The organism is Stappia sp. TSB10P1A (genome assembly GCF_900185725.1).
Taxonomy (GTDB): domain Bacteria; phylum Pseudomonadota; class Alphaproteobacteria; order Rhizobiales; family Stappiaceae; genus Stappia.
Genome location: NZ_FYAU01000003.1, coordinates 68,534 through 95,297, shown reverse-complemented (window position 1 = coordinate 95,297; position 26,764 = coordinate 68,534). Strand labels below are relative to the sequence as shown.

The 26,764-nt window shown below is 69.3% G+C and carries 24 protein-coding genes and 1 pseudogene; 9 read left to right on the top strand and 16 right to left on the bottom strand.

Features of this window, described 5'->3' with window-relative positions:
- Positions 1–275, top strand: a pseudogene (locus TSB10P1A_RS00725) (hypothetical protein); the annotation flags it as partial.
- 48 nt (positions 276–323) lie between these two features.
- Here TSB10P1A_RS00725 and TSB10P1A_RS00720 read toward each other — a convergent pair.
- From TSB10P1A_RS00720 to ispG, 3 genes are read right to left on the bottom strand one after another with little or no spacing between them, the layout of a single operon-like run.
- On the bottom strand, positions 324–1,052 hold the full coding sequence (locus TSB10P1A_RS00720) for a DUF429 domain-containing protein (RefSeq protein ID WP_186385979.1): 729 nt from the start codon (positions 1,050–1,052) through the stop codon (positions 324–326).
- Positions 1,053–1,075: 23 nt separating this feature from the next.
- A complete protein-coding gene (gene pdxY, locus TSB10P1A_RS00715; RefSeq protein WP_186385978.1) occupies positions 1,076–1,960 on the bottom strand; it encodes a pyridoxal kinase in 885 nt (294 codons plus the stop codon).
- Positions 1,957–3,225: a flavodoxin-dependent (E)-4-hydroxy-3-methylbut-2-enyl-diphosphate synthase gene (gene ispG / locus TSB10P1A_RS00710; RefSeq protein WP_186385977.1), complete on the bottom strand. Its 1,269-nt coding sequence runs from the start codon at positions 3,223–3,225 to the stop codon at positions 1,957–1,959. Before ispG ends, pdxY begins: the two co-directional genes overlap by 4 nt.
- Before the next feature lie 180 nt (positions 3,226–3,405).
- On the opposite strand from ispG, the gene TSB10P1A_RS00705 reads away from it, so the two are divergent.
- The 4 genes from TSB10P1A_RS00705 to TSB10P1A_RS00690 all read left to right on the top strand — a co-directional run bounded on the left by TSB10P1A_RS00705 (position 3,406) and on the right by TSB10P1A_RS00690 (position 7,256).
- The gene (locus TSB10P1A_RS00705; protein WP_186385976.1) at positions 3,406–4,320 is read left to right on the top strand and encodes a 4-hydroxy-3-methylbut-2-en-1-yl diphosphate synthase; all 915 of its coding nucleotides are present in this window, start codon (positions 3,406–3,408) and stop codon (positions 4,318–4,320) included.
- A 90-nt stretch (positions 4,321–4,410) separates the two neighbouring features.
- Positions 4,411–5,166: a hypothetical protein gene (locus TSB10P1A_RS00700; protein ID WP_186385975.1), complete on the top strand. Its 756-nt coding sequence runs from the start codon at positions 4,411–4,413 to the stop codon at positions 5,164–5,166.
- 187 nt (positions 5,167–5,353) lie between these two features.
- Positions 5,354–6,136 carry a 3-hydroxybutyrate dehydrogenase gene (locus tag TSB10P1A_RS00695; protein WP_186385974.1) on the top strand — a complete coding sequence of 261 codons (783 nt, stop codon included), beginning with the start codon at positions 5,354–5,356 and terminating at the stop codon, positions 6,134–6,136.
- A 103-nt stretch (positions 6,137–6,239) separates the two neighbouring features.
- On the top strand, positions 6,240–7,256 hold the full coding sequence (locus TSB10P1A_RS00690; protein WP_186385973.1) for a patatin-like phospholipase family protein: 1,017 nt from the start codon (positions 6,240–6,242) through the stop codon (positions 7,254–7,256).
- Between the two features lie 500 nt (positions 7,257–7,756).
- Here the strand turns inward: TSB10P1A_RS00690 and TSB10P1A_RS00685 are convergent, their stop codons facing one another.
- Positions 7,757–8,305: a L,D-transpeptidase gene (locus TSB10P1A_RS00685; protein WP_244292887.1), complete on the bottom strand. Its 549-nt coding sequence runs from the start codon at positions 8,303–8,305 to the stop codon at positions 7,757–7,759.
- A 122-nt stretch (positions 8,306–8,427) separates the two neighbouring features.
- Here TSB10P1A_RS00685 and TSB10P1A_RS00680 point away from each other — a divergent pair, with 122 nt between their 5' ends.
- Together TSB10P1A_RS00680 and gluQRS are read left to right on the top strand one after the other, a co-directional pair.
- A complete protein-coding gene (locus TSB10P1A_RS00680; RefSeq protein ID WP_186385972.1) occupies positions 8,428–9,261 on the top strand; it encodes a pentapeptide repeat-containing protein in 834 nt (277 codons plus the stop codon).
- Positions 9,262–9,751: 490 nt separating this feature from the next.
- The gene (gene gluQRS, locus TSB10P1A_RS00675; protein WP_186385971.1) at positions 9,752–10,645 is read left to right on the top strand and encodes a tRNA glutamyl-Q(34) synthetase GluQRS; all 894 of its coding nucleotides are present in this window, start codon (positions 9,752–9,754) and stop codon (positions 10,643–10,645) included.
- A gap of 4 nt (positions 10,646–10,649) precedes the next feature.
- Here gluQRS and TSB10P1A_RS00670 read toward each other — a convergent pair whose 3' ends face one another.
- The gene (locus TSB10P1A_RS00670; RefSeq protein WP_186385970.1) at positions 10,650–11,603 is read right to left on the bottom strand and encodes an AEC family transporter; all 954 of its coding nucleotides are present in this window, start codon (positions 11,601–11,603) and stop codon (positions 10,650–10,652) included.
- A 126-nt stretch (positions 11,604–11,729) separates the two neighbouring features.
- Here TSB10P1A_RS00670 and TSB10P1A_RS00665 point away from each other — a divergent pair, with 126 nt between their 5' ends.
- Positions 11,730–12,929 (top strand): response regulator, encoded by a 1,200-nt coding sequence (locus tag TSB10P1A_RS00665; RefSeq protein ID WP_186385969.1) that lies wholly within the window; start codon positions 11,730–11,732, stop codon positions 12,927–12,929.
- Positions 12,930–12,957: 28 nt separating this feature from the next.
- On the opposite strand, the gene TSB10P1A_RS00660 is transcribed toward TSB10P1A_RS00665, so the two are convergent.
- The 8 genes from TSB10P1A_RS00660 to ccmA form a co-directional block, all read right to left on the bottom strand.
- Positions 12,958–13,845: a cation diffusion facilitator family transporter gene (locus tag TSB10P1A_RS00660; protein WP_186385968.1), complete on the bottom strand. Its 888-nt coding sequence runs from the start codon at positions 13,843–13,845 to the stop codon at positions 12,958–12,960.
- Between the two features lie 99 nt (positions 13,846–13,944).
- Positions 13,945–14,682: a thioredoxin family protein gene (locus TSB10P1A_RS00655; protein WP_244292886.1), complete on the bottom strand. Its 738-nt coding sequence runs from the start codon at positions 14,680–14,682 to the stop codon at positions 13,945–13,947.
- Between the two features lie 140 nt (positions 14,683–14,822).
- Positions 14,823–15,452, bottom strand: a complete 630-nt coding sequence (locus TSB10P1A_RS00650) for a DsbE family thiol:disulfide interchange protein (protein WP_186385967.1) — start codon at positions 15,450–15,452, stop codon at positions 14,823–14,825.
- Positions 15,449–15,646 carry a heme exporter protein CcmD gene (gene ccmD / locus TSB10P1A_RS00645; protein WP_186385966.1) on the bottom strand — a complete coding sequence of 66 codons (198 nt, stop codon included), beginning with the start codon at positions 15,644–15,646 and terminating at the stop codon, positions 15,449–15,451. Before ccmD ends, TSB10P1A_RS00650 begins: the two co-directional genes overlap by 4 nt.
- Positions 15,643–16,401 (bottom strand): heme ABC transporter permease, encoded by a 759-nt coding sequence (locus tag TSB10P1A_RS00640; protein ID WP_186385965.1) that lies wholly within the window; start codon positions 16,399–16,401, stop codon positions 15,643–15,645. Before TSB10P1A_RS00640 ends, ccmD begins: the two co-directional genes overlap by 4 nt.
- A 65-nt stretch (positions 16,402–16,466) precedes the next feature.
- Positions 16,467–17,153 (bottom strand): heme exporter protein CcmB, encoded by a 687-nt coding sequence (gene ccmB, locus TSB10P1A_RS00635; protein WP_186385964.1) that lies wholly within the window; start codon positions 17,151–17,153, stop codon positions 16,467–16,469.
- Positions 17,150–17,842 (bottom strand): hypothetical protein, encoded by a 693-nt coding sequence (locus tag TSB10P1A_RS00630; RefSeq protein WP_186385963.1) that lies wholly within the window; start codon positions 17,840–17,842, stop codon positions 17,150–17,152. Before TSB10P1A_RS00630 ends, ccmB begins: the two co-directional genes overlap by 4 nt.
- Positions 17,839–18,465 carry a heme ABC exporter ATP-binding protein CcmA gene (gene ccmA / locus TSB10P1A_RS00625; protein ID WP_186385962.1) on the bottom strand — a complete coding sequence of 209 codons (627 nt, stop codon included), beginning with the start codon at positions 18,463–18,465 and terminating at the stop codon, positions 17,839–17,841. Before ccmA ends, TSB10P1A_RS00630 begins: the two co-directional genes overlap by 4 nt.
- 408 nt (positions 18,466–18,873) lie before the next feature.
- On the opposite strand from ccmA, the gene acnA reads away from it, so the two are divergent.
- On the top strand, positions 18,874–21,624 hold the full coding sequence (acnA, locus tag TSB10P1A_RS00620; protein ID WP_186385961.1) for an aconitate hydratase AcnA: 2,751 nt from the start codon (positions 18,874–18,876) through the stop codon (positions 21,622–21,624).
- 491 nt (positions 21,625–22,115) lie between these two features.
- Here acnA and TSB10P1A_RS00615 read toward each other — a convergent pair whose 3' ends face one another.
- The 3 genes from TSB10P1A_RS00615 to TSB10P1A_RS00605 all read right to left on the bottom strand — a co-directional run bounded on the left by TSB10P1A_RS00615 (position 22,116) and on the right by TSB10P1A_RS00605 (position 26,762).
- Complete coding sequence (locus tag TSB10P1A_RS00615; RefSeq protein WP_186385960.1) at positions 22,116–23,141, bottom strand: ATP-dependent carboxylate-amine ligase; 1,026 nt, start codon at positions 23,139–23,141, stop codon at positions 22,116–22,118.
- Between the two features lie 32 nt (positions 23,142–23,173).
- Positions 23,174–23,815 carry an outer-membrane lipoprotein carrier protein LolA gene (locus TSB10P1A_RS00610; RefSeq protein WP_186385959.1) on the bottom strand — a complete coding sequence of 214 codons (642 nt, stop codon included), beginning with the start codon at positions 23,813–23,815 and terminating at the stop codon, positions 23,174–23,176.
- A gap of 148 nt (positions 23,816–23,963) precedes the next feature.
- Complete coding sequence (locus tag TSB10P1A_RS00605; protein WP_186385958.1) at positions 23,964–26,762, bottom strand: DNA translocase FtsK; 2,799 nt, start codon at positions 26,760–26,762, stop codon at positions 23,964–23,966.
- Positions 26,763–26,764 lie beyond the last annotated feature (2 nt).

Genomic DNA, 26,764 nt, shown 5'->3' with positions numbered 1-26,764 from the left:
CGGCGAGCCCGCCGGTGGCGGTCGCCGCGACCGCGCCCGCCGCATCGCCGGCGGCGGTCACGCCCGCCGCGAGTGCCGCCACGGCGACGACCACGGTCGCCACCGGCCCGGCGGCCGATGCCGCCACGGCGCAGAAGTCGGCCTTCGCCCCGACCGAGGAGCCGTCTTCGGGCGGCTTCTTCAGCCGGCTGTTCTCCGGCGGCGGCTCGAAGACGGCGGAAGCGGCCGAAGGCACGCCGGCGCCGGACGCACCGGTTCCCGCCGCCAAGCCGTGATCGCCAAGCCCTGATCGCCAAGCCTGATCATTGGGGTCGTTGTGGGTTCTACGCCCAGATCGCCATGCGAAGGCCCCTTGCGTCGCGCTCCGGCGCGCCCGGGAACGGCGTGGCGCGCCCCTGCGCGATGCGCTCGGCGATCACCGCGTTGACGCAGGCGTCGATCAGATCGTCGCGGCCGGCCCCTCTAGGCGGGCGCTGGCGCAGGAAGGCCTCGTCATAGCCGTAACGGCCCAGCAGGGCGATGCGTTCCTCGATGCCGGGCATGCTGGCCGTGCTTTTCACCTTCTTCGGCAGGCTCATCGCCCGTTCGCCGTTGAGCCGCCAGAAGGCAAGCTCCGGGTGGACCTCGAAGACGCGCGCCTCCAGCGCCGGGGTCATCACGGCGTCGATCTCGCGGATCTTCGGGAAGAGGTGGAAGGCCTGGCGCGAGACCTTGCGCGGCGGATCGGAGGTGGCGAGCGCGGCGGCGCAGGCCGCGCCATAGTCCTCGCAGAAGACGGCGGCGCGCGCCGGCACGGAGAAGACCGAGGACTGGCGCTCACCGAGCAGCGGACGCACACAGCGCTCCGGCCCGCGTCCGCCAGGGCCGGCGCGCTCCGGCAGGCCGATGGGCATGTCGACGGCAAGGACGGAAATGCCGGGATCGGCGAGAAGCTCGGCGAAACGCGGGAGCTGCAGCAAGGTGTGGCGCGGCGGGGCATCCTGCGCCGTATATTCGCGCAGGACCGCGATCCACCCCAAGCGGCAGCCATCGATGCCGGCGACCCGCAGCATCGCTCCCCCCGCGTCCCGGCCGCTCAGGCGCGCAGCGGCGCGTCGAGCACGCGGCGGCAGGAGACCAGCGCCATCGGGTTGACCAGCGAGGATTGCTCGTCGGCCAGCAGCAGGTCGCGGGCCCGCCGCTTGACCGAGCGGGCGACCATCTCGAACACGGTGGCGGCGGAGCGCATCAAGGCGCTCTCGTCGTCGAGCCCGGCCAGCAGCGCGGCGGTGAAGGCGGCGGCCATCAGGTCGCCGGTGCCGTGCGGCGCGTCGGGCACCAGTCCGTGCTCGGCGGCGATGGTGGCGCGCGGCGTCACCAGCAGGTTGCAGGTGGCGTTGCGGCGCAGGGCCGGGGCGGAGGTGACCAGCACCCGCTGCGGCCCGAGCGCGCGGGCGGCGGCGATGGCCTCGGCCTCGCTCTCGATCCGGCGCCCGCTCATCCATTGCAGCTCGAAGAGGTTGGGCGTCGCCACATCGGCGAGCGGCAGCAGCGTGTCGCGCACCGCCGCGGCGGTTTCCGGCGGCACATAGAGATCGCCGTTGTCGCCGCTGATCGGATCGCAGAGATAGAGCGCGCGCGGATTGGCCCTGCGCACCGCCGCGACGAGGCGGGCGACGGCGGCGGCCTGTGCCGGACTGCCGAGATAGCCGGAGACGACGGCGCCGATGCGCGGCAGCAGATCCGCCGTGATCAGGTTCTCGGCGAGGGCATCGAAGCCCGCATCGTCCTGGACATGGCGGTGGCCGCGCCCCTCGTCGGGATTCCAGGGCAGCAGGATGGTGGGCAGGAACCAGACCCGGTGGCCGAGCCGCTCCAGCGCGAAGACGGTGACGCGGCCACCGACGGATCCGCGCACCACCTGGGAATTGACGACGAGGATGTCGCGCGCGTCCGTCGCGGCGGGGGTGAGCGTGCTCATTCGGCGGCGGACCGTTCGGAGCCGAAGCGGGTGCGGATATAGTCGTCGACCATGGTCTTGAAATCCTCGGCGATGTTTGGCCCGCGCAGGGTCGCGACCTTCCTGCCGTCGACGAAGACGGGGGCGGAGGGCGCCTCGCCGGTGCCGGGCAGCGAGATGCCGATATCAGCGAACTTGCTCTCGCCGGGGCCGTTGACGATGCAGCCCATCACCGCGACGTTGAGCGCCTCGACGCCGGGATATTTCTCCCGCCACACCGGCATGGAGCGGCGGATGTCGTCCTGGATGTCGCGGGCGAGCTCCTGGAACACGGTGGAGGTGGTGCGGCCGCAGCCGGGGCAGGCGGCAACGACGGGAATGAAGGCGCGGAAGCCCATCACCTGCAGCAGCTCCTGCGCCACCTGCACCTCGCGGGTGCGGTCGCCGCCGGGCTCGGGCGTCAGCGACACGCGGATCGTGTCGCCGATACCCTGCTGCAGCAGGATGCCCATGGAGGCGGCGGAGGCGACGATGCCCTTGGTGCCCATGCCGGCCTCGGTGAGGCCGAGATGCAGGGCATAGTCGCAGCGCGCGGCGAGATCCGCATAGACGGCGATCAGGTCCTGCACCTGGCTGACCTTGGCCGACAGGATGATCTTGTCGCGGCCCATGCCGAGCTCCTCGGCCCTGGCGGCGGAGAGCAAGCCGGAGCGGACGATCGCCTCGCGCATCACCGCGCCGGCGGAAACGGGGGCGGGGCTGGCGGCGTTCTCGTCCATCAGATGGGTGAGCAGTTCCTGGTCGAGCGAGCCCCAGTTGACGCCGATGCGCACCGGCTTGTCGTGCTTCAAGGCGATCTCGACGATCTCGGAGAACTGCCGGTCGCGCTTGTCGCGAAAGCCGACATTGCCCGGATTGATGCGGTATTTCTCCAGCGCCTCGGCGCAGGCCGGATGATCGGTCAGCAGCTTGTGGCCGATATAGTGGAAGTCGCCGACCAGCGGCACATGGACGCCGATCCGCTCCAGCCGCTCGCGGATGCGCGGCACGGCGGCGGCGCTCTCGTCGCGGTCGACGGTGATGCGCACGATCTCCGAGCCGGCGCGGGCCAGCGCCGAGACCTGCGCGACGGTGGCGTCGATATCGGCGGTGTCGGTGTTGGTCATCGACTGGACGACCACCGGGGCGCCGCCGCCGACCGTGACCGAGCCGACCCTGACCGGCACCGAGACGCGCCTTGCGGCCGGTCCGGCCTGCGTTTCGCGGATGGGGCTGTTGCTCTGCATGTCGCCGACCTGTCCCGATCTTGCGGCAGATCGCGCCGCCGCCTCGCAAGGATACCGCCGATTGAATAGGGCGCGCCACGGTGTTTCGCAAGGCCGCCGCCGCCTCGCTTGACGCGGGCGGCGCGAGACCGCATCTGAAAGGGGCCGCTCGCGGGGACCGGCAACGGGGGGAGCCCGACCATGCTGCTACTGATGCTCAGCCGGACGCTCGATCTCGCCCGCGACCGGCTGGGCGCGCTGTTCGCCGCCGGCTGGGGCTACATGCTGCTGCTGTTGCTCCTGAACCTTGCGATCAGCCGCCAGATGATGCCGGAAACCGGCTTCTCCACCGGCTCCTACATGCTGGAGCCGCTGCCGGGCGAAGCCGCCGCGGCGGCGCGCGAGCGGGCGCTGCGGACGCTGGTGGTGCTGGCCAATGTCGCCACCGGCTTTTCCATCGCCGTCGCCTATCTGCGGCGGGTGCTGCTGGGCGAGCGGGCGTTTCCGCTCGCCTTCGGCCGCCGCCATTTCAAGGTGGCGTGGAAGCTGCTGCTGCTCGGCGTCCTGTTCGTCGCGTTCTTCCTGCCCTTGCTGCTGCTCGGGGCGATGCTGGCGCCGGTGACGGGTCCGCTCGGGGCGCTGCTGCTGCTGGCGAGCCCCTTCATCGCGCTGATGCTGGTGCAGCGCCTGTCGCTGGTGCTGCCGGCGGCGGCGCTCGACGACACCATGTCGCTGAAGGACTCCTGGCACCTGACCGCCGGGATCGGCTGGGCGCTGGCCTTTGCCGCGCTGGCGGTCTCCCTGCTCGCCGGGCTGGCGGCCGGGCTGTGGGTCGGCCTGGTGTCGCTGATCGGCGATGCCTTCGTGCCGGCCACCGGCATGGCCGCAGAGCTGCGCTCGGCGCTGGTGCCGATGGGGGTGATGGTGATCGTCGCCTGGCTGTTCGGCTCGCTGCACGCCACCGCCTATGCGCTGACGCGCGAGCGCTTCGTGGAAAAGGTCGGCCTCAGTCTCGCGGATGCCGAACGGGCGGCACAGCGGCGGGCCGAGGCGGAGCGGGCGCGGGCCCGCGCGGCGGTGCGTTCGGTGCTCGGCGACCGCTCCGGGCGGGAGTGAGATCCCGCGCAGGACGCCGGCCCTGCGATCATGACTTGCCTGAGGCACCCGCCTGTCGCAGAACTGGACAGTCTTTTTGAAGGGGGCTCCATGTTTGCAAGGACAACCGGCCGGCTGTTTACCGGCACGTTCAAGGCGCTGTTCGGCGATTTCGACGGCTTCGTGCGCATCGTCTGGGCCTGGTATGCGCTGGTGGCCGTGCTTGCTGCGCTCGGCCAGCTTGTCGGCGGCGAGTCCCCCGTCGTCGCCGCGGTGGTGACGCTGGTGTGGCTGTGCTCCTCCGCCTCCATTGCGGTTGCCTGGCACCGCAACCTGCTGCTGGGCGAGCGGCCGGCGGCGTTCAACCTGACCTTCGGACGGCGGGAGATCGCCTATCTGCTGAAGACGCTGCTGATCGCCCTGATCGCGGCGGTGCCGGCCCTCGTGCTGATAACCCTTGCCAGCGCCCTCGTCACGGTGGGGGTCGTGGCGCTGAGCGCGTTGGTGGTGCTGGCGGTGTTCCTCGTGCTGCCGCCGATCATGCGGCTGTGCCTGGTGCTGCCGGCCACCGCGCTGGACGAGCCGCTCGGCTTCGGCGAGGCGTTTTCCCGCAGCGCCGGCCTCGGTGTGCCGATGGCGCTGGCCGGCGTCGCCACCGGCCTGTGCGTCGGCGCGCTGGATCTCGGGCTGGCGCAGCTCGCCGGCCTGCTCGGCGGCGGGGCGGCCTTCGGCGCGATCGCCGTGTTCATCCTGTCGCTCGGGCTGCAGATTGCCATGACGGCGCTGCAGATCGGCATCCTGACCGGCGGCTATTACATCCTGCGCGAGCGCCAGATGGCGCCGCCGGCGCACACGCCCCCCGACTGAGGACGGGCCGTGAGCCGCCCGCGTGCGGCCGCGTTTCGGCCGGGGCTTGTTGCAGCGCAGCGTGATCTCATGTTCTATGTGGCGGCCTGCCGCCGGACGCTTTCCTGAGGCGGGCGCACCGCCACGCGCCGGCGGCACCGATTTTCGGACCGTTTCCAGCGTCCGCCAGGACAGGAGATCCCTTCGCATGCTCACCAACAAGTCCGCCCTCGTCACCGGCTCCACCTCGGGCATCGGCCTTGCCATCGCCCGCATCTATGCGGCGAACGGCGCCAATGTGACGATCAACGGGTTCGGCGATGCCGAGGCGATCGAGAAGGAGCGCGCCGGTATCGAGAGCGAGTTCGGCGTCAAGTGCCGGTACTCTGCCGCCGACATGACCAAGCCGGCCGAGATCGCCGCGATGGTGGCGGAGGCCGAGGCGGCGTTCGGTTCGCTCGACATCCTCGTCAACAATGCCGGCATCCAGCACGTCTCGCCGGTCGAGGAGTTTCCCATCGAGAAGTGGGACGCGATCCTCGCGATCAACCTGTCCTCCGCCTTCCACACGATCCGCGCCGCGGTGCCGGGCATGAAGACGCGCGGCTGGGGCCGGATCATCAACACCGGCTCGGCGCATGCGCTGGTCGCCTCGCCGTTCAAGAGCGCTTATGTGGCGGCCAAGCACGGCATCGCCGGCCTCACCAAGACCATCGCGCTCGAGGTCGCCCAGTGCGGCATCACCGTCAATGCGATCTGCCCGGGCTATGTCTGGACGCCGCTGGTCGAGCGGCAGATCCCCGACACGATGAAGGCGCGCGGGCTGACCGAGGAACAGGTGAAGCGCGACGTGCTGCTGGCCGCGCAGCCGACCAAGGAATTCGTCACCGTCGAGCAGGTCGCCTCGCTGGCGCTGTATCTCGCCGGCGACCAGGCGGCCTCGATCACCGGCACCATGCTGCAGATGGATGGCGGCTGGGTCGCCCAATAGGCCTTTCAGGACAGTCAGCGGCTGCGGATCGCCCGGCACAGCGCCGGGCGAGGACGCCCGCGACATATCCCCGACCGATCCAACGAGAGACCCGAGGTAACCGATGAGCAAAGGCCCCAAGCCGATCAACCTCGCCCTGCAGGGCGGCGGCGCGCATGGCGCCTTCACCTGGGGTGTGCTCGACTGGATGCTGGAAAGCAACCGTTTCGTAATCGAGGGGATCAGCGGCACCTCGGCCGGGGCGATGAATGCGGTGGTGCTGGCCGACGGCTTCCACAAGGGCGGCGAGGAGGGGGCGCGCGAGGCGCTGGAAAAGTTCTGGAAGGCGGTCAGCGACCAGGCCTGGCTGAGCCCGCTGCGGCGCTCGCCGATCGACATCATCATGGGGCAATGGAGCCTCGACATGTCGCCGAGCTATCTCGCCTTCGACATCGCCTCGCGCTTCGCCTCGCCTTACGAGTTCAACCCGCTCAACATCAACCCGCTGCGCGACGTGGTGGCGAAGGCGGTGGATTTCGAGGCGGTGCGCGCCTGCGACCGGATCAAGGTCTTCGTCAGCGCCACCAATGTGCAGTCGGGCAAGATCAAGGTGTTTTCCGACGGCGAGATCACGCTCGACGCGGTGATGGCCTCGGCCTGCCTGCCGCATCTGTTCCAGGCGGTGGAGATCGACGGCGTGCCCTATTGGGACGGCGGCTACATGGGCAATCCGCCGCTGTTCCCGCTGTTCGGCACGACCGGCACCAGCGACACGGTGCTGGTGCAGATCAACCCGGTGGAGCGCAAGGAGACGCCGCGCACGGCGCGCGAGATCCTCAACCGGCTCAACGAGATCACCTTCAACTCGACGCTCTTGCGCGAGATGCGCGCGATCGAGTTCGTCACCCGGCTGATCGAGGACGGCAAGCTCGACCTGAAGCACTATCAGAAGGTCCATATGCACCGGATCTCGGCGGTGGAGCTCAACCCGTTGCAGGCCTCGTCCAAGGTCAATGCGGAATGGCGCTTCCTGACGCATCTGCGCGACATCGGCCGCAAGGCGGCGCAGGACTGGGCGGATGAGAATTACGAGGCGGTCGGCACGCGCTCCAGCGTCGATCTGCGCACCGAATTCCTGTGAGGCACTGTGCGGAGTGATTCGCCGGACGGGGGACGAGCCGCGACCCGGCCGGCATTTTCCGCGCTTCGTTAACCGGTCTTAACCGGCTTCGCGCTTCGCCTCGCGGAATGCGTCGCAGGACCGGTTAGCGACCCGTTAACGGGGGCGATATCTTGGGCTCGGGAAGGGTGCGCGCACCAGATCTGCGAAAACCAGCGTGCCAACGATTTGGCAAGGGTTTTGCTCCATCATTGGCACGCTGATAGTCAGGTTGTGCGTCGTCAGCGATTGGCGGACGAGGGAAGGCGGCAAATGCGACCCCGCTGTCTTCCTTCGTCCCGCCAGCATCCGTCCCGCCAGCATCCGTCCCGCCAGCATCTCATCCGGACACATGAGCTTCATGCTCCGGATTGCGACTGCCGAGATCTGCGCAAGGCGCCGTGACGGCTGCAACGTCCGATGATTATTCCCCAAGTCCAGTCGCTTGCGCAACCGGCCCGGCCGGCCATCGCCGGTAAAGGTTACCGCGTGATGACGATTCGCGCATTCTGTTTGCCGGTCTCCAGGATCAGTTCGAACAGGCGGCGGGCATTGTCGGGATGCAGGCGGACGCAGCCGTGGGAGGCGGGGCGGCCGAGATTGCGGATCTCGGTGGTGCCGTGGATGGCATAGCCGCCGTGAAAGAAGATCGCATGCGGCATCGGCGAGCCGTGATACCTGCTGGAGAAATAGCGGCGATACATGCGGCCGGGACGGAAACCGCCGACCGGCGTGCGGTAGCCGCGCCGGGCGGTGGACACCGGCCAGTCGTGGATCTCGACGCCGTTCCTGTAGACGCGCATGCGCTGGTCGGACAGATCGATGCGGGCGGTGATGTCGGCCGCCGCGACCGGCGGCGTCAAGGCCAGGGAGGTGGCCAGGAAGAGCATGAGGAAGAGCAGCAGAGCGCGCACTCGAAAGACGGCCGGCACAGCGGCGCGCAGGGCCTCTGCCCCAGGCCGCCGGGCGCTCGTCGGCGAAGTCTTGCCGGCAAGTTGCCTCATGTCTTCCTCAAGGTTCGGCTGCGACATTCCGGCCCATCCATCCCCAGGATATTAACAGCGAAATATCGGAAGATGCCCTTAAATTGCCGGCCGAATGGCCTTACCTGTCAGGAACGGGAGAGGCGCCGGGCCGACGGGAGAGGTTCGAGATGACAAGATCAAGTGGCGGACTGCAATGCGCGCTCGCCTTCGCCGCGCTGATGGCCGCCGGCCAGGCGCTGGCGGAGACCGATGTGGAGCGGCTGAAGCGCAGCGGCGAATGCGCCGGCTGCGACCTGCGCCTGTCGGAACTGCGCGGCCTTGCCATCGACAACGCGATGCTGGAGCGGGCCAACCTGCGCGAGGCGGACCTCAAGGAATCCGTGCTGACCGGCGCCAATCTCAAGGGGGCGGACCTGCGCCGGACGGAGATGGAGCGGGCCAACCTGGCCGGTGCCGACCTGACGGGCGGATCGATGCGCGGCGTCGACCTGGAAAAGGCGGTGCTGACGGGTGCAAGGCTCGACGGCGCGGATCTGCGCAATGCCGACCTGATCGAGGTCAACCTGGAGGGCGCGAGCCTGGTCGGGGTGGACCTGCGTCAGGCGCTGCTCATCCGCATCTCGGCCGAGGGCGCCGATTTCAGCAAGGCGAAGATGGACAGCGCCAATCTGGAGCGCGCCAACCTGACCGGAGCCAACCTTGCCGGGGTCCGGGTGTCCTATGGCGATTTCGACCGGGTCAGCGCGGTGGGCGCCAATTTCCAGGGCGCCGACCTCACCGGCGCGCATTTTTCCAGCGCCGATCTCACCGGCGCCAATCTCTCCGGCGCCAATCTCGATGGTGCCCTGATGCGCCGGACCCGGCTGGTCGGCGCCGACCTGACGGGCGCGCGCGGCCTCGACGGGGCGCGCATGGTCGGGGCCTGCGGCGATGCGACCACGAAGCTGCCCGCCGGCATCGCGCTCAAGACCTGCAGCGATATGGATGACAAGGACCGCTAAGGCGGTCCTTTGGGATGACAAGGACCGCTGAGGCGGTCCTTTGGGACGACGAGGACCGCTAAGGCGTGGGGTGTGCGCCGGTGTGCCTTCGCCGCCGCTCTGGCAACCAATAGGCCCCGGGTCGCGCTGCGCTTGCCCGGGGTGACCTCGGAGAGGATGCGAGGCGATTCCTCCCTCTCGGAGGTCATCCCGGCCGCGCGCCAGCGCAGAGCCGGGAGCCATTGGCAACCTCGGCAGATATTGTCTCTGCTCCACCCTCCCGAGGCGTCATTCCGGGCGAGCATCGCGCGACCCGTGACCGGGGAGGCACAGCGGTCGTGGGGTGGTTCCGGAGCGTTGCCGCAATCGCCCCCGGCTCTCCGGTCCCGGATCTTCGGCCTTGCGGCCTCGTCCGGGAGGACGCCGGGAGAGGGCGGTGTGTGGGCGAGGCGGACGCGCGCCTTCGCGGGAAGATTGACGCGGCGGCTGCGATCGCCAACAAGATCACGCCATGAGCCGACCCGTCCTGCGCTTCGCCCCCTCGCCCAACGGCCGCCTGCATCTCGGCCATGCCCTGTCCGCGCTGCTCAATGCGCGGATGGCGAGGGCGCTGGGCGGCCGGCTCTTGGTCCGCATCGAGGACATCGACGCTGCCCGCTGCACGCCGGAGCTCGAAGCCGGGGTGCTGGAGGATCTCGCCTGGCTCGGGCTCGACTGGGAACGGCCGGTGCGCCGGCAATCTGAGCATTTTTCCGACTATCGGGCGGCGCTCGACCGGCTGTCGGCCATGGGGCTGTTGCGCAAGACTTTTCTCACCCGCGGCGAGATCGCCCGCGCGGTGGCGCGGCTGGAAGAGACGCGCGGCGCGCCCTGGCCCTGCGATCCCGACGGGGCGCCGCTCTATCCGGGCGACGAGGCGGTGCTGAGCCCGGCCGAGATCGCCGCGCGCGCGGCGCAAGGGGCGCCCTTCGCGCTGCGGCTCGACATGCGGGCGGCGCTCGGCCGCTGCAAGGCGCCGCTCACCTGGCAGGAACTGCCGGACGACGAGGCGCGGGGGGCACCAAGCCGGCTCGCCGCCGATCCGGCGCGCTGGGGCGACGTGGTGCTGGCCCGCAAGGACACGCCGACCAGCTATCACCTGTCGGTGGTGGTCGATGACGCGCGGCAGGGGGTGACCCATGTGGTGCGCGGGCGCGACCTTTATGAGGCAACCGCGGTGCACCGGCTGCTGCAGGTGCTGCTCGGCCTGCCCGAGCCGCTCTACCGTCACCACCGGCTGATCCTGGACGCGGACGGGCGCAAGCTGTCGAAGTCGCAGGGCGACACCGCGCTCGCCGAGTTGCGGGCGCGCGGCGCGACGCCCGACGACATCCGGCGACGGATCGGGCTCGATCCCGACGCCTGACGCCTCAAAGCCCGAGGAAGGCCATCCACAGCACGGTGGAGACGACGGCGAGGCCGGTCGTCAGGGTGATCGAATTCGCCGACATGGCATGGCCGGTGCCATAGCGGTTGGCGAAGAGGAAGGCGTTGATGCCGGTCGGGCAGGCGGCGGTGAGCGTTGCCACCGAAACCCAGAGCGGCGGCAGATGCACCACATGGGCGGCCATCAGATAGACCACCGCCGGCATCACGCCGATCTTCAGCAGGCTGAGCAGCAGGCCGGGGGCGAGGTTGCCGCGAATGCCATAGGCGACCATGCTCATGCCGAGCGAGAACAGGGCGACGGGGATGGCGGCGCTGGCGATGCGCGACAGCACATCGGCGAAGACGCCGGAGACCGGCAGGCCGGTTATCCGCCAGAGGCCGCCGGCGACAATGCCGATGACGATCGGATTGGTGGCAAGGTTGCGGGCGATACCGGCCAGCAGCTCGCCGAGCGGCTTCGCCGCCTGGGTGCCGTCGAGCACCGCCGCGCGTTCCATCAGCACGGCACAGACCACGGTCAGCACCGGCAGGTGCACCGAGATCAGCACGAAGAGCGGCACCAGCCCCTCGTCGCCATGGATCGCGGTGATCAGCGGGATGCCGACCAGCACCGTGTTGGCGAAGGCGGCGCTGATGCCGGCGATGACGCCGGCGCGCGCCTCGCGCCCGAACAGGCGGCGGACGATCAGCGTGCCGAGCGTCCAGGTCACGGCGACGCCGGTGAAATAGGAGATCCAGAAGCCCCAGGGCGAGACGCCGTCGAGCGAGCTCGTCGCCAGCGTGCGGAAGATCAGCACCGGGATCGCGATCACATAGATGAACTGGCCGAGCGCGTCGCCCACCTTGGCCTCGAGGATGCCGAAGCGGGCGGCGGCATATCCGACGCCGATCAGCGCGAAGACCGGCAGCACGATGGAAAGGATCTGGTCGACCATGACGGCTGTTTCGCACGCCCAAGGTGCGTCGACAAGTCGCTGTCAAGCATGCCCGCCATGTTCGCTTGATTTGCCCGGCAGGTCGGGCACCATGGGCCGCGTGCGAAGGCGAGGAAAGGCGGCGCCATGGTCGGAACGAGCGCAGCGGGACCCGGAGGGGAGGACGAGGGCGTCGACCGGCTGGCGGTGCTGCTGCACGACCTGCGCACGCCGCTGTCGGCGATGCGCACGGCCGCCGAACTGATCGGCGCCGATCCCACCACCCAGCGCCAGGCCTCGGCGCTGAGAACCCTCGAAATGGCGATCGACGCGCTGCTGTCGATGACGACGCAGGGCCTTGCCGGCGCCGATCCGGGCGGCGCGGGGGCGCGGGATGCCGCCTCCGACATCGCCTCGGTCTGCGACCTGTTTTCCGCCGACGCCAAGATGCGCGGCCTTACTGAGCGCCACGAGATCGCCGCCGAGCTGTCGCGCTATCGGGTCGCCGATCCGCTGGCGCTGCGCCGCATCCTCTCGGTGCTCTATGACAATGCGCTGAAATACACGGCGGTGGGCGGGATCTCGCTCACCGCCCGCGTGGCGGGCGAGGACGGGGCGGCGGAACTGGAGCTGAGCCTTGCCGACACCGGCATCGGCATCGTCGACGAGGAACGGGATCTGCTGTTCCGCGCCCGCCGGCGCGGCGCGCGGGCGCGCGACACGGCGACGGGCAGCGGCCTCGGCCTGTGGAGCGCCAGCCGGCTGGCGGTCGCCCAGGGCGGCCGGCTGGAGCTGGCCGAGAGCTCGCCGGCCGGCAGCCGGTTCCGCCTGCGCCTGCCGCTGCTGCCCTTCGACGGCGGCGCCGCGCGGCAGAGCGTGGGCGACAATACCAGGGAGGGCGCGAGGGATGGCCTGGACGGAAGGGCGAGTGGGGGGGCGATGCGGCGCGAGGCGCCCAACATCCGCTGCCTGGTGCGCCGGCGGCTGCTGGTGGTCGACGACAACGAGGCCAATCGGAAAATGATGGAGGCGATGCTCGGCGCCTTCGGCTGCGACACGCTGCTGGCGTCCGGCGGACAGGAGGCGCTGGACCTGCTCGCCCGCGAGCCGGTCGACGCGGTGCTGCTCGACATCAACATGCCGGTGATGGACGGGGTCGAGACGCTGGCGGCGATCCGGGCGCAGGCACGCTTTGCCGGGCTGCCGGTGCTCGGCATCACCGCCGCCAGCCTGACGGACCGGGACCGGGAGCGGTTTTCCGGCTTCGACCTGCTGCTGGAAAAGCCGGTGCTGCCGGCGGCGCTGTTCTCCGCCCTCGACCGGGCGATCGCCGCGCGCGCCGGCTGATTCGGGAGCCGATCCGGCGCAGGACTCGTCAGATCACCACGATGCCGGTGTGCTTGGCCTTGTGCTCCGGCTCGACATGGATGGTCGTGCGCGCGCCCGGCACGTCGCGGGAGATCGCTTCCTCGATCCGGTCGCAGATGTCATGGGCGCGCTCGACGGTCATGTCGGCGGGCACCACCAGGTGGAAATCGACGAAGATGACATGGCCGGCGGAGCGGGTGCGCAGGTCATGTGCCTCCAGGGCGCCGTCGCCGGAGGTGGAAATGACCTCGCGGATGCGCTCCTGCAGCGCCGGGGCGACGGCCTCGTCCATCAACCCGCCGAGCGATTCCTTCATCAAGCCCCAGCCCGACCACAGGATGTTGAGCGCCACCAGCGCGGCGAGCAGCGAATCGAGCTCGCGAATGCCGGTCAGCATCACCAGCACCACGCCGGCCAGCACGCCGAGGGAGGACCACACGTCGGTGTAAAGATGCTTGCCGTCGGCGACCAGCGCCATGGAGCGATGGCTGCGGCCGATGCGCACCAGCACGGTGGCCCAGAGGCCGTTGAGCACGGTGGCGAGCGCGTTGACGCCGAGGCCTTCCGGCGTGAACTCGACCGGCTGCGGGTCGAGATAGCTTTTCCAGGCCTCGTGGCCGATCGACAGGGCGGCGAGCACGATCAGCACGCCGACCAGAACGGCCGCCATGTATTCCGCCTTGTGGTGACCATAGGGATGGTTGCTGTCGGCGGGCTTTGCCGCGAACCAGACGGCGAGGAAGGCGGCGATCGCCGAGGCGACATTGACCACCGATTCGAGTGCGTCGGAATAGAGCGCCACCGACCCGGTCCAGCGATAGGCCAGGTATTTCAGCCCGAGGACGGCGATGCCGACGAAGATGCTGGCGAGCGCGACACGCAGGCGAAGGGTCATGGCAGGGCGGCCTCGCGGGTAAAACGGGGTCGGGACCCCGATTGCGGGCAAAGCCCTAACCCGTTTTTTCCGCCAAGACAAACCTCGGTTGCGCGCCGCTCAGTTGATCGCCGCGCCGAGGATCGCGCCCGGCCGGCCGGCCTCCTCGACCTGCACCAGCACGGCGCATTGACCGGCCTTGGCCTTGCGCATCTCGCTGGCGGGCAGGCGGAAGACGGCAGGTCCCCCCTCCCACATGCCGACGGCGCGGATGTCGCGCACCACCTGGTGATAGGTGATCTGCCGGCCGACATTCTCGCCGCGGTCGATCTCCACCTCGATCGGGCGGGAGATGAAGACGAAATAGACCGTCGCCATCTTCGCATCCGCCGGCAAGGCGCCGTCGACACGCACCTCGACGAGATCGCCCGACCGGGTCAGGTCGACGGTGACGGGCAGCGGCGCCTGGCGCTCGAGCTCGCGGTCGATCGCCTCCCGGTCGCTGCCGACCACATGTCTGGCGCCGTTGATGACGACCTGCGGCGTGTAGACGGCACGGTCGCCGCGCGCCTCCGCATAGGCGCGCTGACGGGCGCTGTGGCCGGGCGAGGCCAGCGTGTCGCGCCAGCCGAGATAATCCCAGTAATCCACCGGATAGGTGAGGGCGACGAGGTCGCCGCGCCGGCTGAGCTCGCCCATCAGCTTGTCGGCGGGCGGGCAGGAGGAGCAGCCCTGGCTGGTGAACAGCTCGACGACGGCGCGCTGTTCACCAGCCTGCGCGCCCGGGCCGGCGGCCGCCAGGAGCAGGAGCAGGGACAGAAGAACGTGTCGTGGCGCCCGCATCGGGGATCTGATCATGTCGCGAAAGGCCCAAGGGTTGAGGAGCACCCGCGGCGGGTGCCGCAGCCTGTGAGCCGAACAATAGGGGTGCGCGCCGGCGAAGGCCACTCACGAGGGCTTGAGATCACGCAATCGGGAACGGACATGCGGCTTGCGGCTCAGCCGCCCGGGCTTGCCAGCACCTGTTCGAGCTGCGGCAGGAACACCTCGCGATAGCTCTGCGGCGACAGCGGGCCGATGAACTTGTAGCGGATGGTGCCGGCGGCATCGACGATGAAGGTCTCGGGCACGCCATAGACGCCCCAGTCGATCGCGGCGCGGCCGTTGTCGTCGGCGCCGACGCGGGCGTAAGGATTGCCGAGCGTGCCGAGGAAGCGGCGGGCGTTTTCCGGCTTGTCCTTGTAGTTGATGCCGATCATCTGCGCCTTGCCGGAGCGGGCGAGCTCCTCCAGCAGCGGGTGTTCCTGGCGGCAGGGCACGCACCAGGAGGCGAAGACATTGACGACGCTGACCGTGCCGAGAAGATCGGCGCGGGCAACGCCGGGCACCGGCTGGCCGCCATCGGTGAGATCGGGCACCGGCGGCAGGTCGAACTCCGGCGCCGGCTTGTCGATCAGCGCGGAGGGAACCTGCGAGGCATCCTTGCCGCTGAGCAACTGCACCAGGAAGAGCGCCGACAGCAGGCCGAACACCACCAGCGGCAGCAAGGCCAGCAAGGGCACGCGGCGACGCGGGGCGGGATCGCCCTCCGTCCGCTCGCCGCCCGCTCCGCTTCCGGTGGCGCTCATGTCGGCTCTCCGGCAGAACCGCCTCGCGACGAGCGGCGGCGCACCCCCTCCGCCTCCAGCTTGGCCAGGGCGTCGGTCAGCCGCGACCGGTCGATAACGAGCCAGGCGAACAGGCCGCCGATGGTCGCCAGCGTGATCGCGTAGCAGGTGAGAATGAAGCCCGCATGGGGGCCGAGGTCGAGAAGTTCGGTCATTCGGCGGCCTGCGGTGCGGCAGTGGCGATACGGGTGCTGGCGGTTCCGAGCTGCAGCGTGCGCAGGCGGCGGCGCAGGATCTCGTTGCGCATCGCCAGCAGGTGCAGGATCACGAACAGCAGTGTGAAGGCGAGCGCCATGGTCAGCAACGGCCAGAGGATGGTCGGATGGATGGTCGGGCCATCCAGGCGGATGACGCTGGCCGGCTGGTGCAGCGTGTTCCACCAGTCGACGGAAAACTTGATGATCGGCAGGTTGACCGCGCCGACAAGCGTCAGGATCGCGGCCGCCTTGCCGGCGCGGATCGGGTCGTCCATCGTCCGCCACAGGGCGATCAACCCGAGATACATGACGAAGAGCACCAGCACCGAGGTCAGCCGCGCGTCCCAGACCCAGTAAGTGCCCCACATCGGCTTGCCCCACAGCGAGCCGGTGACCAGCGACAGGAAGGTGAAGGCGGCGCCGATCGGCGCGGCGGCCCGGGCCGAGACATCGGCGAGCGGGTGCTTCCACACCAGGGTGCCGAGCGAGGACACCGCCATGATCGAGTAGCACATCATGGCGAGCCAGGCGGCCGGCACATGCAGGAACATGATCTTGACCGTGGCGCCCTGCTGGTAATCGTCCGGCGCGACGAAGAAGGTCATGTAGAGGCCGGCGGCGAAGGCGAGCGCGCAGGCCGCGCCCAGCCACGGCAGCAGCCGGGCGGAGAACGCCATGAAGCGCGTCGGGTTGGCAAGATCCATCAGTCCCATGGAACTGTTCTAGTGTGGCCGCGTCCCGCTTTCAATCGGGGAGAATGCGACACCTTGGTCTTCGCTCAGTCGGAGGAGAAGCGCAGCGCTGCCGCAGCGGCAAACGGTCCGACCACGGCGGTGATCAGGGTCATTGCGCACAGGTAGAGGAACGGCGCCAGGAACGGGGCCGGCTCGCTCACCGCCGCACCGGCCGCGCTGACGCCGAAAATCAGCACGGGGATCGAGAACGGCACGACGAGCACGGCCAGCAGCAGCCCGCCGCGACGCAGGCTGACGGTCAGCGCCGCCCCGACCGCGCCGATCAGGGTCAGCGCCGGGGTGCCGACGGCCAGCGTCAGCGTCACCGCGCCGATCGCCAGCGGCTCCAGGTTGAGGAAGATCGCCAGCACCGGGACCGCGGCGACCAGCGGCAGGCCGGTGCCGGTCCAATGGGCCAGGCACTTGACGAGGACGACGATCTCCAGCGGTCGCCCGGCCATCAGCACGAGGTCGAGCGAGCCGTCGTCGCGGTCGGCCTGGAACAGCCGGTCGAGGCCGAGCAGGGTGGCGAGCAGGGCACCGATCCACAGCACCGCCGGGCCGATGCGGGCGAGCAGGTTGAGATCCGGGCCGACGCCGAAGGGAATGACCGTGACCACGGCGAGGAAGAACAGCACGCCGATCAGCGCGCCGCCGCCCGAGCGCAGCGACAGGCGCAGTTCGCGGGCGAAGAGGGCGGCGAGCCAATTTCCGGTCGGACCCTCCGTCATGATGCCTCGCACGCCTGCTCGCGCAGGACGGAGCCCACCATCTCGGAGGGATCCGCCGATGGGTCGAGCCAGTTCGCCCGCCCCGGATGGGTCAATCCAAACACCAGAAGGCCTGTCGATGCTTGCCAAGCATAGCTGGACCAACGCCTTCTGTTTCGTTCAACGTATTTCGCGATCTCTTGTGCCGCGCCCAACCTTTTCCTGACAGCCTGGCCAGTCGCGACACCCAGGCAGATGATGGCCCTCGGGCGAAGCCGCTGTATCACGGTCACATGGAATGGCCAGCACTTTCCGATAAGCGTCCGTTCCGTATTGTCATCGATATGGGATCTTTGGCGTGATCTGGCGAAGATGAGGTTGCTTGCTGGAGTCTCTCTCGGCGAAAGGCCAATCTTCGAGAGGAGGTGCTGGACACCCAGTTGCAGCCTGGCCTTACCAGTTGGTCGTCCTGTCCAGCTCTCATCGCAATAGGCCGACCACAGATCCGGAGCTTCGTTGCGCGCGAATTCCACGCACTGCGAAATGGTTTCCCCCGATTGCAAATCCGGGTCTCCGCCGGGGTTCCAGCCCAGGAGATAGACTGCCCCTGTGTTGGCGAAAGCACGCCTGCCGCTGTAGAAAACGCGTCCGCTGACGGTCATCAGCTCTTGCGGGATCTGGTGCGCAAGATCTTCCAGGATGCCGCTCATTCGGGAGCCTCCAGGCGCAGCTTCAGCAGCCCGTCGAGGGCGAGCGGCTGGTGGGTGGCGGCGAGGATCATGCCGCCGCTGGCGCGGTGTTCGTTCATCAGGTCGCAGAGCATCGCCTCGGAGGCGGCGTCGAGCGCGGCGGTCGGCTCGTCGAGCAGCCAGACCGGGCGCGGGATGGTCAGCAGCCGGGCCAGCGCCAGCCGGCGGCGCTGGCCGGCCGAAAGATAGGCGGCCGGAAGATCGGCGGTGTGGCCGATGCCGAGCAGGTCGAGGGCTGCTTGCGGAGACCGCGGGGGAAGTCCGCCGAGCGCCGGCAGGCCGGCCAGGAAATCGCGCCAGAAAGCAAGGTTCTCGGCCACCGACAGGCCCGGCTTCACCGCGTCGAGATGGCCGGCATAGTGGCAGTGCTCGTGCGGCTCGGCCTCGCCGTCGCCGTTCTCCACCCGCACCGCGCCCTCCGCCGGCGGCACCAGGCCGGCGAGCAGGCGCAAGAGGCTCGACTTGCCGACCCCGTTCGGTCCGGTGATCGCCATCGCCTCGCCGCTGGCAACGGCAAGCGAAAGGCCGGCGAAAACCCTGCGGCCGCCACGGTCGCAGGCGAGCTGTTCGGCAAGAAGACGCATCGGCCCCCGGATCTGCTGCCCCGGATCTGCTGCATGTGCCGGGCCGCGGGCTGCCGGCGGCGGCGGTTTTCTCGGCCGGACGGATGGTCTGCCCGGCAGGACGAGGCATGGCATGCAGGCCGGCGGCGATCAAGCGGCAATCCGTCGCTGCCGGCTGACGGGACGGCGCTTGACCTCGCCATAATGACGAGACAGATCGCGCCGCTAACCGCTGGCCCCGCGCGCGGAAATTCGCTATACGGGCGCCAACCCGCACGCGGACACGCTCAAGTGCCCGCAGACGCGAGACGGCAAACCCGGCCGGCGGCGTATCCCAAGACGACGCTTTCCGCCGGGGATGCGCATTCGTTGGGTGTGACGCGGCCATGGGGCCGCTGCCGCCCGAGGACAACAAGGGGACCGCCAGCCGTGACCAAATCACTCGACAGCTTCAAGGCCAGGAAGACGCTCCAGGTCGGTGACAAGACCTACACCTATTTCTCCCTTCCCGAGGCGGAGAAGAACGGACTGGAGGGCGTGTCCAGGCTCCCCTATTCGCTCAAGGTGGTGCTGGAGAACCTGCTGCGCTTCGAGGACAACCGCACGGTGACCGCGGACGACATCCGCGCCGTCGCCAAGTGGCTGGTGACCCGCACCTCCGAGCACGAGATCTCCTACCGTCCGGCGCGCGTCTTGATGCAGGACTTCACCGGCGTGCCGGCGGTCGTCGACCTTGCGGCGATGCGCGACGCGGCCGTCAAGCTCGGCGGCGACCCGAAGAAGGTCAACCCGCTGGTCCCGGTCGACCTGGTCATCGACCACTCGGTGATGATCGACTATTTCGGCACCCAGGACGCCTTCACCAAGAATGTCGAGCTGGAATACGAGCGCAACGGCGAGCGCTACGAGTTCCTGCGCTGGGGCCAGTCGGCCTTCGACAATTTCCGCGCCGTGCCGCCGGGAACCGGCATCTGCCACCAGGTCAACCTGGAATATCTCGGCCAGACCGTGTGGACCAAGGACGAGGACGGCGAGACCCTCGCCTATCCGGACACGCTGGTGGGCACCGACAGCCACACGACGATGGTCAACGGCCTCGCCGTTCTGGGCTGGGGCGTTGGCGGCATCGAGGCCGAGGCGGCGATGCTCGGCCAGCCGATCTCCATGCTGATCCCCGAGGTCATCGGCTTCAAGCTGACCGGCAAGCTGAGCGAGGGCATCACCGCCACCGACCTGGTGCTGCGGGTCGTCGAGATGCTGCGCAAGAAGGGCGTGGTCGGCAAGTTCGTCGAGTTCTACGGCCCCGGCCTCGATAATCTCAGCCTCGAGGACGCGGCGACCATCGCCAACATGGCGCCGGAATACGGCGCGACCTGCGGCTTCTTCCCCGTTGACGACGACACGCTGGAATATCTGCGCTCGACCGGCCGCGACCCCGAGCGCGTCGCCCTGGTCGAGGCCTATGCCAAGGCGCAGGGCATGTTCCGCACCTCCGATGCTGCCGAGCCGGTGTTTACCGACACGCTGGAACTCGACATCTCCACCGTCGTGCCCTCGCTCGCCGGCCCGAAGCGCCCGCAGGACCGCGTCGCGCTCGACGAGGCGGCGGCCAAGTTCGCCGTTGCCCTCGACGAGATCAAGGGCGGCAGCAAGGACCCGTCGACCCTGCCGGAATCGCGCGGCGAATCGCGCTATGTCGATGAAGGCGCCACCGGCGTCACCGGACGGGCGCGTCAGCGTTACGACGTCAACGGCAAGAGCCATGGCCTCGCCGATGGCGACGTGGTGATCGCGGCGATCACCTCCTGCACCAACACCTCCAACCCGTCGGTGCTGATCGGCGCCGGCCTCGTCGCCCGCAACGCGCTGAAGAAGGGCCTCAAGGTCAAGCCGTGGGTGAAGACCTCGCTCGCCCCCGGCTCGCAGGTGGTCACCGACTACCTGAAGAAGGCGGGCGTCCAGGCCGATCTCGACGCGCTCGGCTTCAACCTCGCCGGCTATGGCTGTACCACCTGCATCGGCAATTCCGGTCCGCTCGACCCGGCGATCTCCGAGGCCGTCAACGAGAACGATCTGGTGGTCTGTTCGGTGCTGTCGGGCAACCGCAACTTCGAGGGCCGCGTCAATCCGGACGTGCGGGCGAACTACCTCGCCTCGCCGCCGCTGGTCGTCGCCTATGCGATCGCCGGCTCCCTGTTCGTCAACGTGGCGGAGGATCCGCTCGGCGAGGACCAGGACGGCAACCCGGTCTACCTCAAGGACATCTGGCCGACCAACCAGGAGATCACCGACCTGATCCGCTCCTCGATCACCGAGGAGATGTTCCGCGAGCGCTATTCCGACGTCTTCAAGGGCGACGAGCACTGGCAGGCGATCAAGGTCGAGGGCGGCATGACCTACAAGTGGCCGATGAACTCGACCTATGTGGCCAACCCGCCCTATTTCGAAGACATGACCATGGAGCCGAAGCCGCTCGAGGACATCGAGAGCGCGGCGGTTCTGGGCCTGTTCCTCGACTCCATCACCACCGACCACATCTCGCCGGCCGGCTCGATCAAGGCGGAGGCGCCGGCGGGCGTCTACCTGCTGGAGCACCAGGTCGCCAAGAAGGACTTCAACTCCTACGGCGCCCGTCGCGGCAACCACCAGGTGATGATGCGCGGCACCTTCGCCAACATTCGCATCAAGAACCAGATGGTGCCGGGCGTCGAAGGCGGCGTCACCATGAAGGATGGCGAGCAGAAGTGGATCTACGACGCGGCGATGGACTACAAGGAGGCGGGCACGCCGCTCGTCATCTTCGCCGGCAAGGAATACGGCACCGGCTCGTCGCGTGACTGGGCCGCCAAGGGCACCCGCCTGCTCGGCGTGCGCGCCGTGATCGCCCAGTCCTTCGAGCGTATCCACCGCTCCAACCTGGTCGGCATGGGCGTGCTGCCCTTCACCTTCAAGGAGGGCGAGAGCTGGCAGTCGCACGGCATCACCGGCACCGAGCGGGTGACGATCAAGGGCGTTGCCGATCTCAAGCCGCGCCAGATGGTCGACATCCTGGTGGAGTATGCCGACGGCACCAGCAAGACCATCGAGGTGCTGTGCCGCATCGATACGGTGGACGAGCTGGAATATGTCCGCGCCGGCGGCATCCTGCACTACGTGTTGCGCAACCTCGTCACGTCGTGATCCGCAGGAACGCGGTCTGACGGCCGCCTAGTGCGGTTTTCCGGACGCCACGCAAAAGAACAGAAGGGCCGGCATTCGCCGGCCCTTTGCTTTTGGGGAGGTTGATGCCTTTCCTCGCGCGGTCCGGGAGGACGAGAGGAGAAGGCCGTGCTTGCGGGAGGCGCGAGGCGGGACGGCCTTGGCCACTCCCTCCGCTGTCACGCCTGCGAAGGCAGGCGTCCAGTATCCGCCGGGGCGGATGGCGGCGCGCAGGCAGCAACCTCCGGCCTTGCGGCGGCAACTTTGCGACCTGAGCCGAACCGTTCGGGCTTACTGGTTCCCGGTCTTCGGCTTCGCCGAAACCGGGACGACACTCTGTGGGCGGGGCGGGCGATGTGCTTTCCCCGCCGACTTGCCAAAGATCGTCGCCCTCTTCAAAGCCGGACCAAGAGGCCAGCTCGACACTGTGAGTTGATGACGCAGTGGAAGGGGGCGGGCGGTGCCGAAGGCCCTCAGGGCGCCAGCAGCGCGTCCAGCAGGTCGGCATAGATCGCCTCGACGCGGGCGGCGGCCTGCGCGCCCATGCGGTGGAAATAGGCAAGGCCGGGAGCGGCGTTGACCTCCAGCGCCACCGGCGGCGAAGCGGGCTCCACGAGCAGATCGACGCCGGCAAAGCGCAGGCCGAGCGCGGCGGCGGCGCGGATCGCGGCGTCCGCCGCGGCGGGGGCGAGCGTGTCGGTGATATCACTGGCGCTGCCGCCGGTGGAGAGGTTCGCATTGGCGAGCAGGGCGACGGTCCTGCCCGCCGCCGGGACGCTGGCCGGCGTCAGGCCGCAGGCCGCGAGTTCGCCGAGGATGCGGGGGTCGTCGCCGGCGATGCGGGCGCCCTTGCCGCCGCTGGCGAAGTCCGCAAGGCGGGCGGCGATCAGCGTGGAGAGCGGGCTGACGCCGTCGCCTGTCACAGAAAGAGGGCGCCGGGCAAAGGCGGCCTTGACCTTTCCGTCGAGCACGACGACGCGCAGGTCCTCGCCGGGGACCGCCTGCTGCACCAGCACCCGGTCATGCAGCGCCAGCAGCGCGTCGAGGGCAAGGTCGAGGCCGGCGGCATCGCCGACGCGGGTGACGCCGTCGCCTTCCGAGCCCTCGTTCGGCTTGACGAAAACCGGATAGCCGACCTCTTCGGCGAAGGCGCGGGCCGCCGTGCGGTCCGGCAGGCGCTGCGCGACCGACGGGTTCTTCAGGGCGAGCTGGGCCGTGCGGCGCGCCCCGTGCAGCAGAAGCCCACGCGGCGTCGCGAGCCCGGCGGCGGCCAGGAAGCGGGCGGCATAGTCCTTGTCGCGGGCAAGGGCGGCGGCGCCCGCCCGGTTGATGTCGAAATGGGTGCCCTTGAAGAGATGCCGGCGGCCGGCGGCGTCGATCACCACGCCGGCATAGCCGTAGAGCGGCTCGGTCTCGATGCGCGCGCCGCGCTGCGCGGCGAGGCGCTCGAGGATCTCGACGAAGACCGGCCGTCGCGCCGTCGCCTCGGCTGTGTTCACGCGAAAAGCGCCTGTCGAACGCGCGCCCCGCCTTACTTGCCGCGGCGCTGCATGGTGTTGGCGTTGTAGTCGATGGTGAACAGCGTCGGGTTGGTCGGCCCGTTCACCGTGGTGTTGTAGATCGCCACGGAGGTGTCGTAGCCCTGCGCGTCGGTCACCGTCCACTGCTTCAGCTCGGTGGTCGAGGCATCGAAGATCAGCGTCAGCTTGCCGGTGCCGAAGGTGGAGGTGTCGGCCAGCACGACGGTGACCAGATCCGGCTCGACCGAGACGCTGGCGACCTGCGCATCGGCCTCCAGGTTGATCCGGTCGGCGAGCAGGAAGCGCAGCGGCGTCTCCTTCAGCGGCCAGATGTCCTGGGTGGCGAGCTTGCGGTCCTTGACCGAGACCGACTTGCCGTCGGCGACGATGTCCACCTTGGCCGGCGGGTTGTAGTAGAAGCGGATCTTGCCCGGCCGGGCGAGGTAGAACTTGCCTTCCGCCCGCTCGCCATTGGGCCCGAACTGGATGAAGTCGCCATGCATGGTCTTCACCGAGTTGAAGTAGGAATTCACCTCGGCGAGCTTGGTCTTCTGCTGCGAATCGAGCGCGGCCGCAGCCGGCGCGAGACCGGCAAGGGCCAGCGCGCCGGCGGCGGCAAGGGCAAGCAGGGTGCGGCGGGCGATGCTGGTCATCGAAACGGCTCCGTCGGCTCGGTCTGGCGGGGCGCGGCGCGCCGCCATCATTGTCAGAATGCGCGTTGTCAGGATGCGCTTTGTCAGGATGCGCTAGCAGGCGGCTGTGGCAAAGTTGCGACGGACCGCATCCACCTGCTCCGCGACGTCAATAATCGTCCTCGACGCCGTTCTGCACCAGGATCTCGCGCTTGCCGGCATGGTTGGCGGCACCGACCAGCCCCTCGCGCTCCATCCGCTCGATGATCGAGGCGGCGCGGTTGTAGCCGATCGACAGGCGCCGCTGGATGTAGGAGGTCGAGGCCTTCTTGTCGCGCAGCACCACGGCGACCGCCTTGTCGTAAAGGTCGTTGCCGTCGTCGTCGCCGCCACCGCCGCCGGCGAGCGCGTCATAGGGGCCCTCGCCCCCCTCGTCCTCTTCCGTCACCGCCTCGAGATATTGCGGCGTGCCCTGGCGCTTCAGGTGGCTGACGATGTCCTCCACCTCCTCGTCGGAGACGAAGGGGCCGTGGACGCGCTGGATGCGGCCGCCGCCGGCCATGTAGAGCATGTCGCCCTGGCCGAGAAGCTGCTCGGCGCCCTGCTCGCCGAGAATGGTGCGGCTGTCGATCTTCGAGGTCACCTGGAAGGAGATGCGGGTCGGGAAGTTGGCCTTGATCGTGCCGGTGATGACGTCCACCGACGGGCGCTGGGTCGCCATGATCAGGTGGATGCCGGCGGCACGGGCCATCTGCGCCAGGCGCTGGATGGCGCCCTCGATGTCCTTGCCGGCGACCATCATCAGGTCGGCCATCTCGTCGACGATGACGACGATATAGGGCATCGTCTCCAGCGGCAGTTCCTCGTTCTCGAAGATCGGCTCGCCGGTGTTGCGGTCGAAGCCGGTCTGCACCGTGCGATTGAAGACCTCGCCCTTTTCCAGCGCCTGGGCGACGCGGGTGTTGTAGCCGTCGATGTTGCGCACGCCCATCTTCGACATCTTCTTGTAGCGCTCCTCCATCTCGCGGACGGTCCACTTGAGCGCGACGACGGCCTTCTTCGGGTCGGTGACGACCGGCGTCAGAAGATGCGGGATGCCGTCATAGATCGACAGTTCCAGCATCTTGGGATCGATCATGATCAGCTTGCACTGCGACGGCTCCAGCCGGTAGAGCAGCGACAGGATCATTGTGTTGATGGCGACCGACTTGCCCGAGCCGGTGGTGCCGGCAACGAGCAGGTGCGGCATGCGCGCAAGGTCGGCGATCACCGGCTCGCCGCCGATGGTCTTGCCGAGCGTCAAGGCCAGCTTGGCCTTGGTCTTCTCGTAGTCGGTGGCGGCCAGCAGCTCGCGCAGGAACACCATCTCGCGGCGCTGGTTGGGCAGCTCGATGCCGATGGCGTTCTTGCCCGGGATCACCGCGACGCGGGCGGAGATGGCGCTCATCGAGCGGGCGATGTCGTCGGCAAGGCCGATGACGCGGCTCGACTTGATGCCGGGCGCCGGCTCCAGCTCGTAAAGGGTGACGACCGGGCCGGGACGGACCTCGATGATCTCGCCGCGCACGCCGAAATCCTCCAGCACCCCTTCCAGGATGCGGGCATTCTGCTCCAGCGCGTCGGTGTTGACGGCGGCCTGCTTGCCGGCGGTCTTCGGCTCGGCGAGCAGGTGCAGCGGCGGCAATTCGTAGACGGCGGGGTTGCGCAGGAAGGAGGGCTGCGCCTCCTCGGTGGCGCGGCGGCCGGGCTTGGGACGGCCGGCCGGCGGCACCACGCGGCTGGCGATCTGCGCGGCCGGCCCGCGGCTGACTGGGCCAGCAATGGCGCGCGGCAGCGGCGTCGACAATTCGTCGAGCGGTCCGTCCTCGTCGAGGTCCGGCAGATCGTCGATGGTGACGTCGTCGTCCTCCGCGTCCTCGTCCGGGTCGTGGAACATACGCGGGTCGGCGTCATAGTCGTCGGCGAAGGCCGGCTCGGCGGGCGCTGTGGTGTCGTAGAAGGCATCCAGCCCGTCGTCTTCCCTGGGCAGCAGCTTGCTGGCAAGGCGGCGGCGCAGGGCGGAGAAGCCGCCGCGGCGGCCGACCGGATCCTCGTCCTCCTCCGCGCCCTCAGCCTCGGTCCAGTCCTCGCCGTCCTCGTCGATGAAGGCATCGTCATAGGGGTCGGAGGTCCGGCGCGGAGCGGCGCGGCGGCCGAGCAGGCGGCGGGCATTGGCGCGGGCCAGCAGGCCCCAATGGGTCACGGCACCCCGCAAGGCGCCGAAGCGGCTCTCGCCCGCGTCCTCGTCGTCGTCCTCGTCGCCGAAATCCGGCACCGCGCCGACCGAGCGGGCGTGGTGCGAGGGCTCGGGCAGCGGCGCGCGCACCGGCTCGGGGTCGCGGCCGAGCCAGCCGGCGGCGCGCAGCATGAAGATCGCCGCCGGGACGCCGAGGCCGAGCGTGCCGGCGATCATCGCCATGCCGTCGGTCAGATCATGGGTCAGCAGTGCAGGCAGGCGGTGGACGAAATCGCCGAGGAAGCCGCCAAGGCCGGTCGGCAGCGGCCAGCTCGCGGGGACGGGCAGGGCGGCGAGCGCCCCGGCGGCCAGCAGCGTGCCGAGGCCCCAGAAGACGATGCGGCGGATGGCGATGCGGGTGGCGCGGGCGGCGACCAGGCGCCAGCCCCACAGCACCACGGGGATCAGGAACACGGCGGAGGCGAGGCCGATCGCCTGCATGAACATATCGGCGATGATTGCGCCGGGCTGGCCGAGCGCGTTGCGCACCGGCGCGGAGGTGGCGTGGCTGAGGCTCGGGTCGCCGGTCGACCAGGTGGCGAGCGCGGCGGCGAGCGCGGCGCAGAGCGCGATCAGCGCGAGGCCGGCGGCACCGATCAGGTTGCGCTTGACGAAGCGCTTGAGCGGCGCCTCGGTGTCCTCGAGGCCGAGCGCGGCGGCGCGGCCGCTTCTCAACGGTGTGGCGCGACGCATCC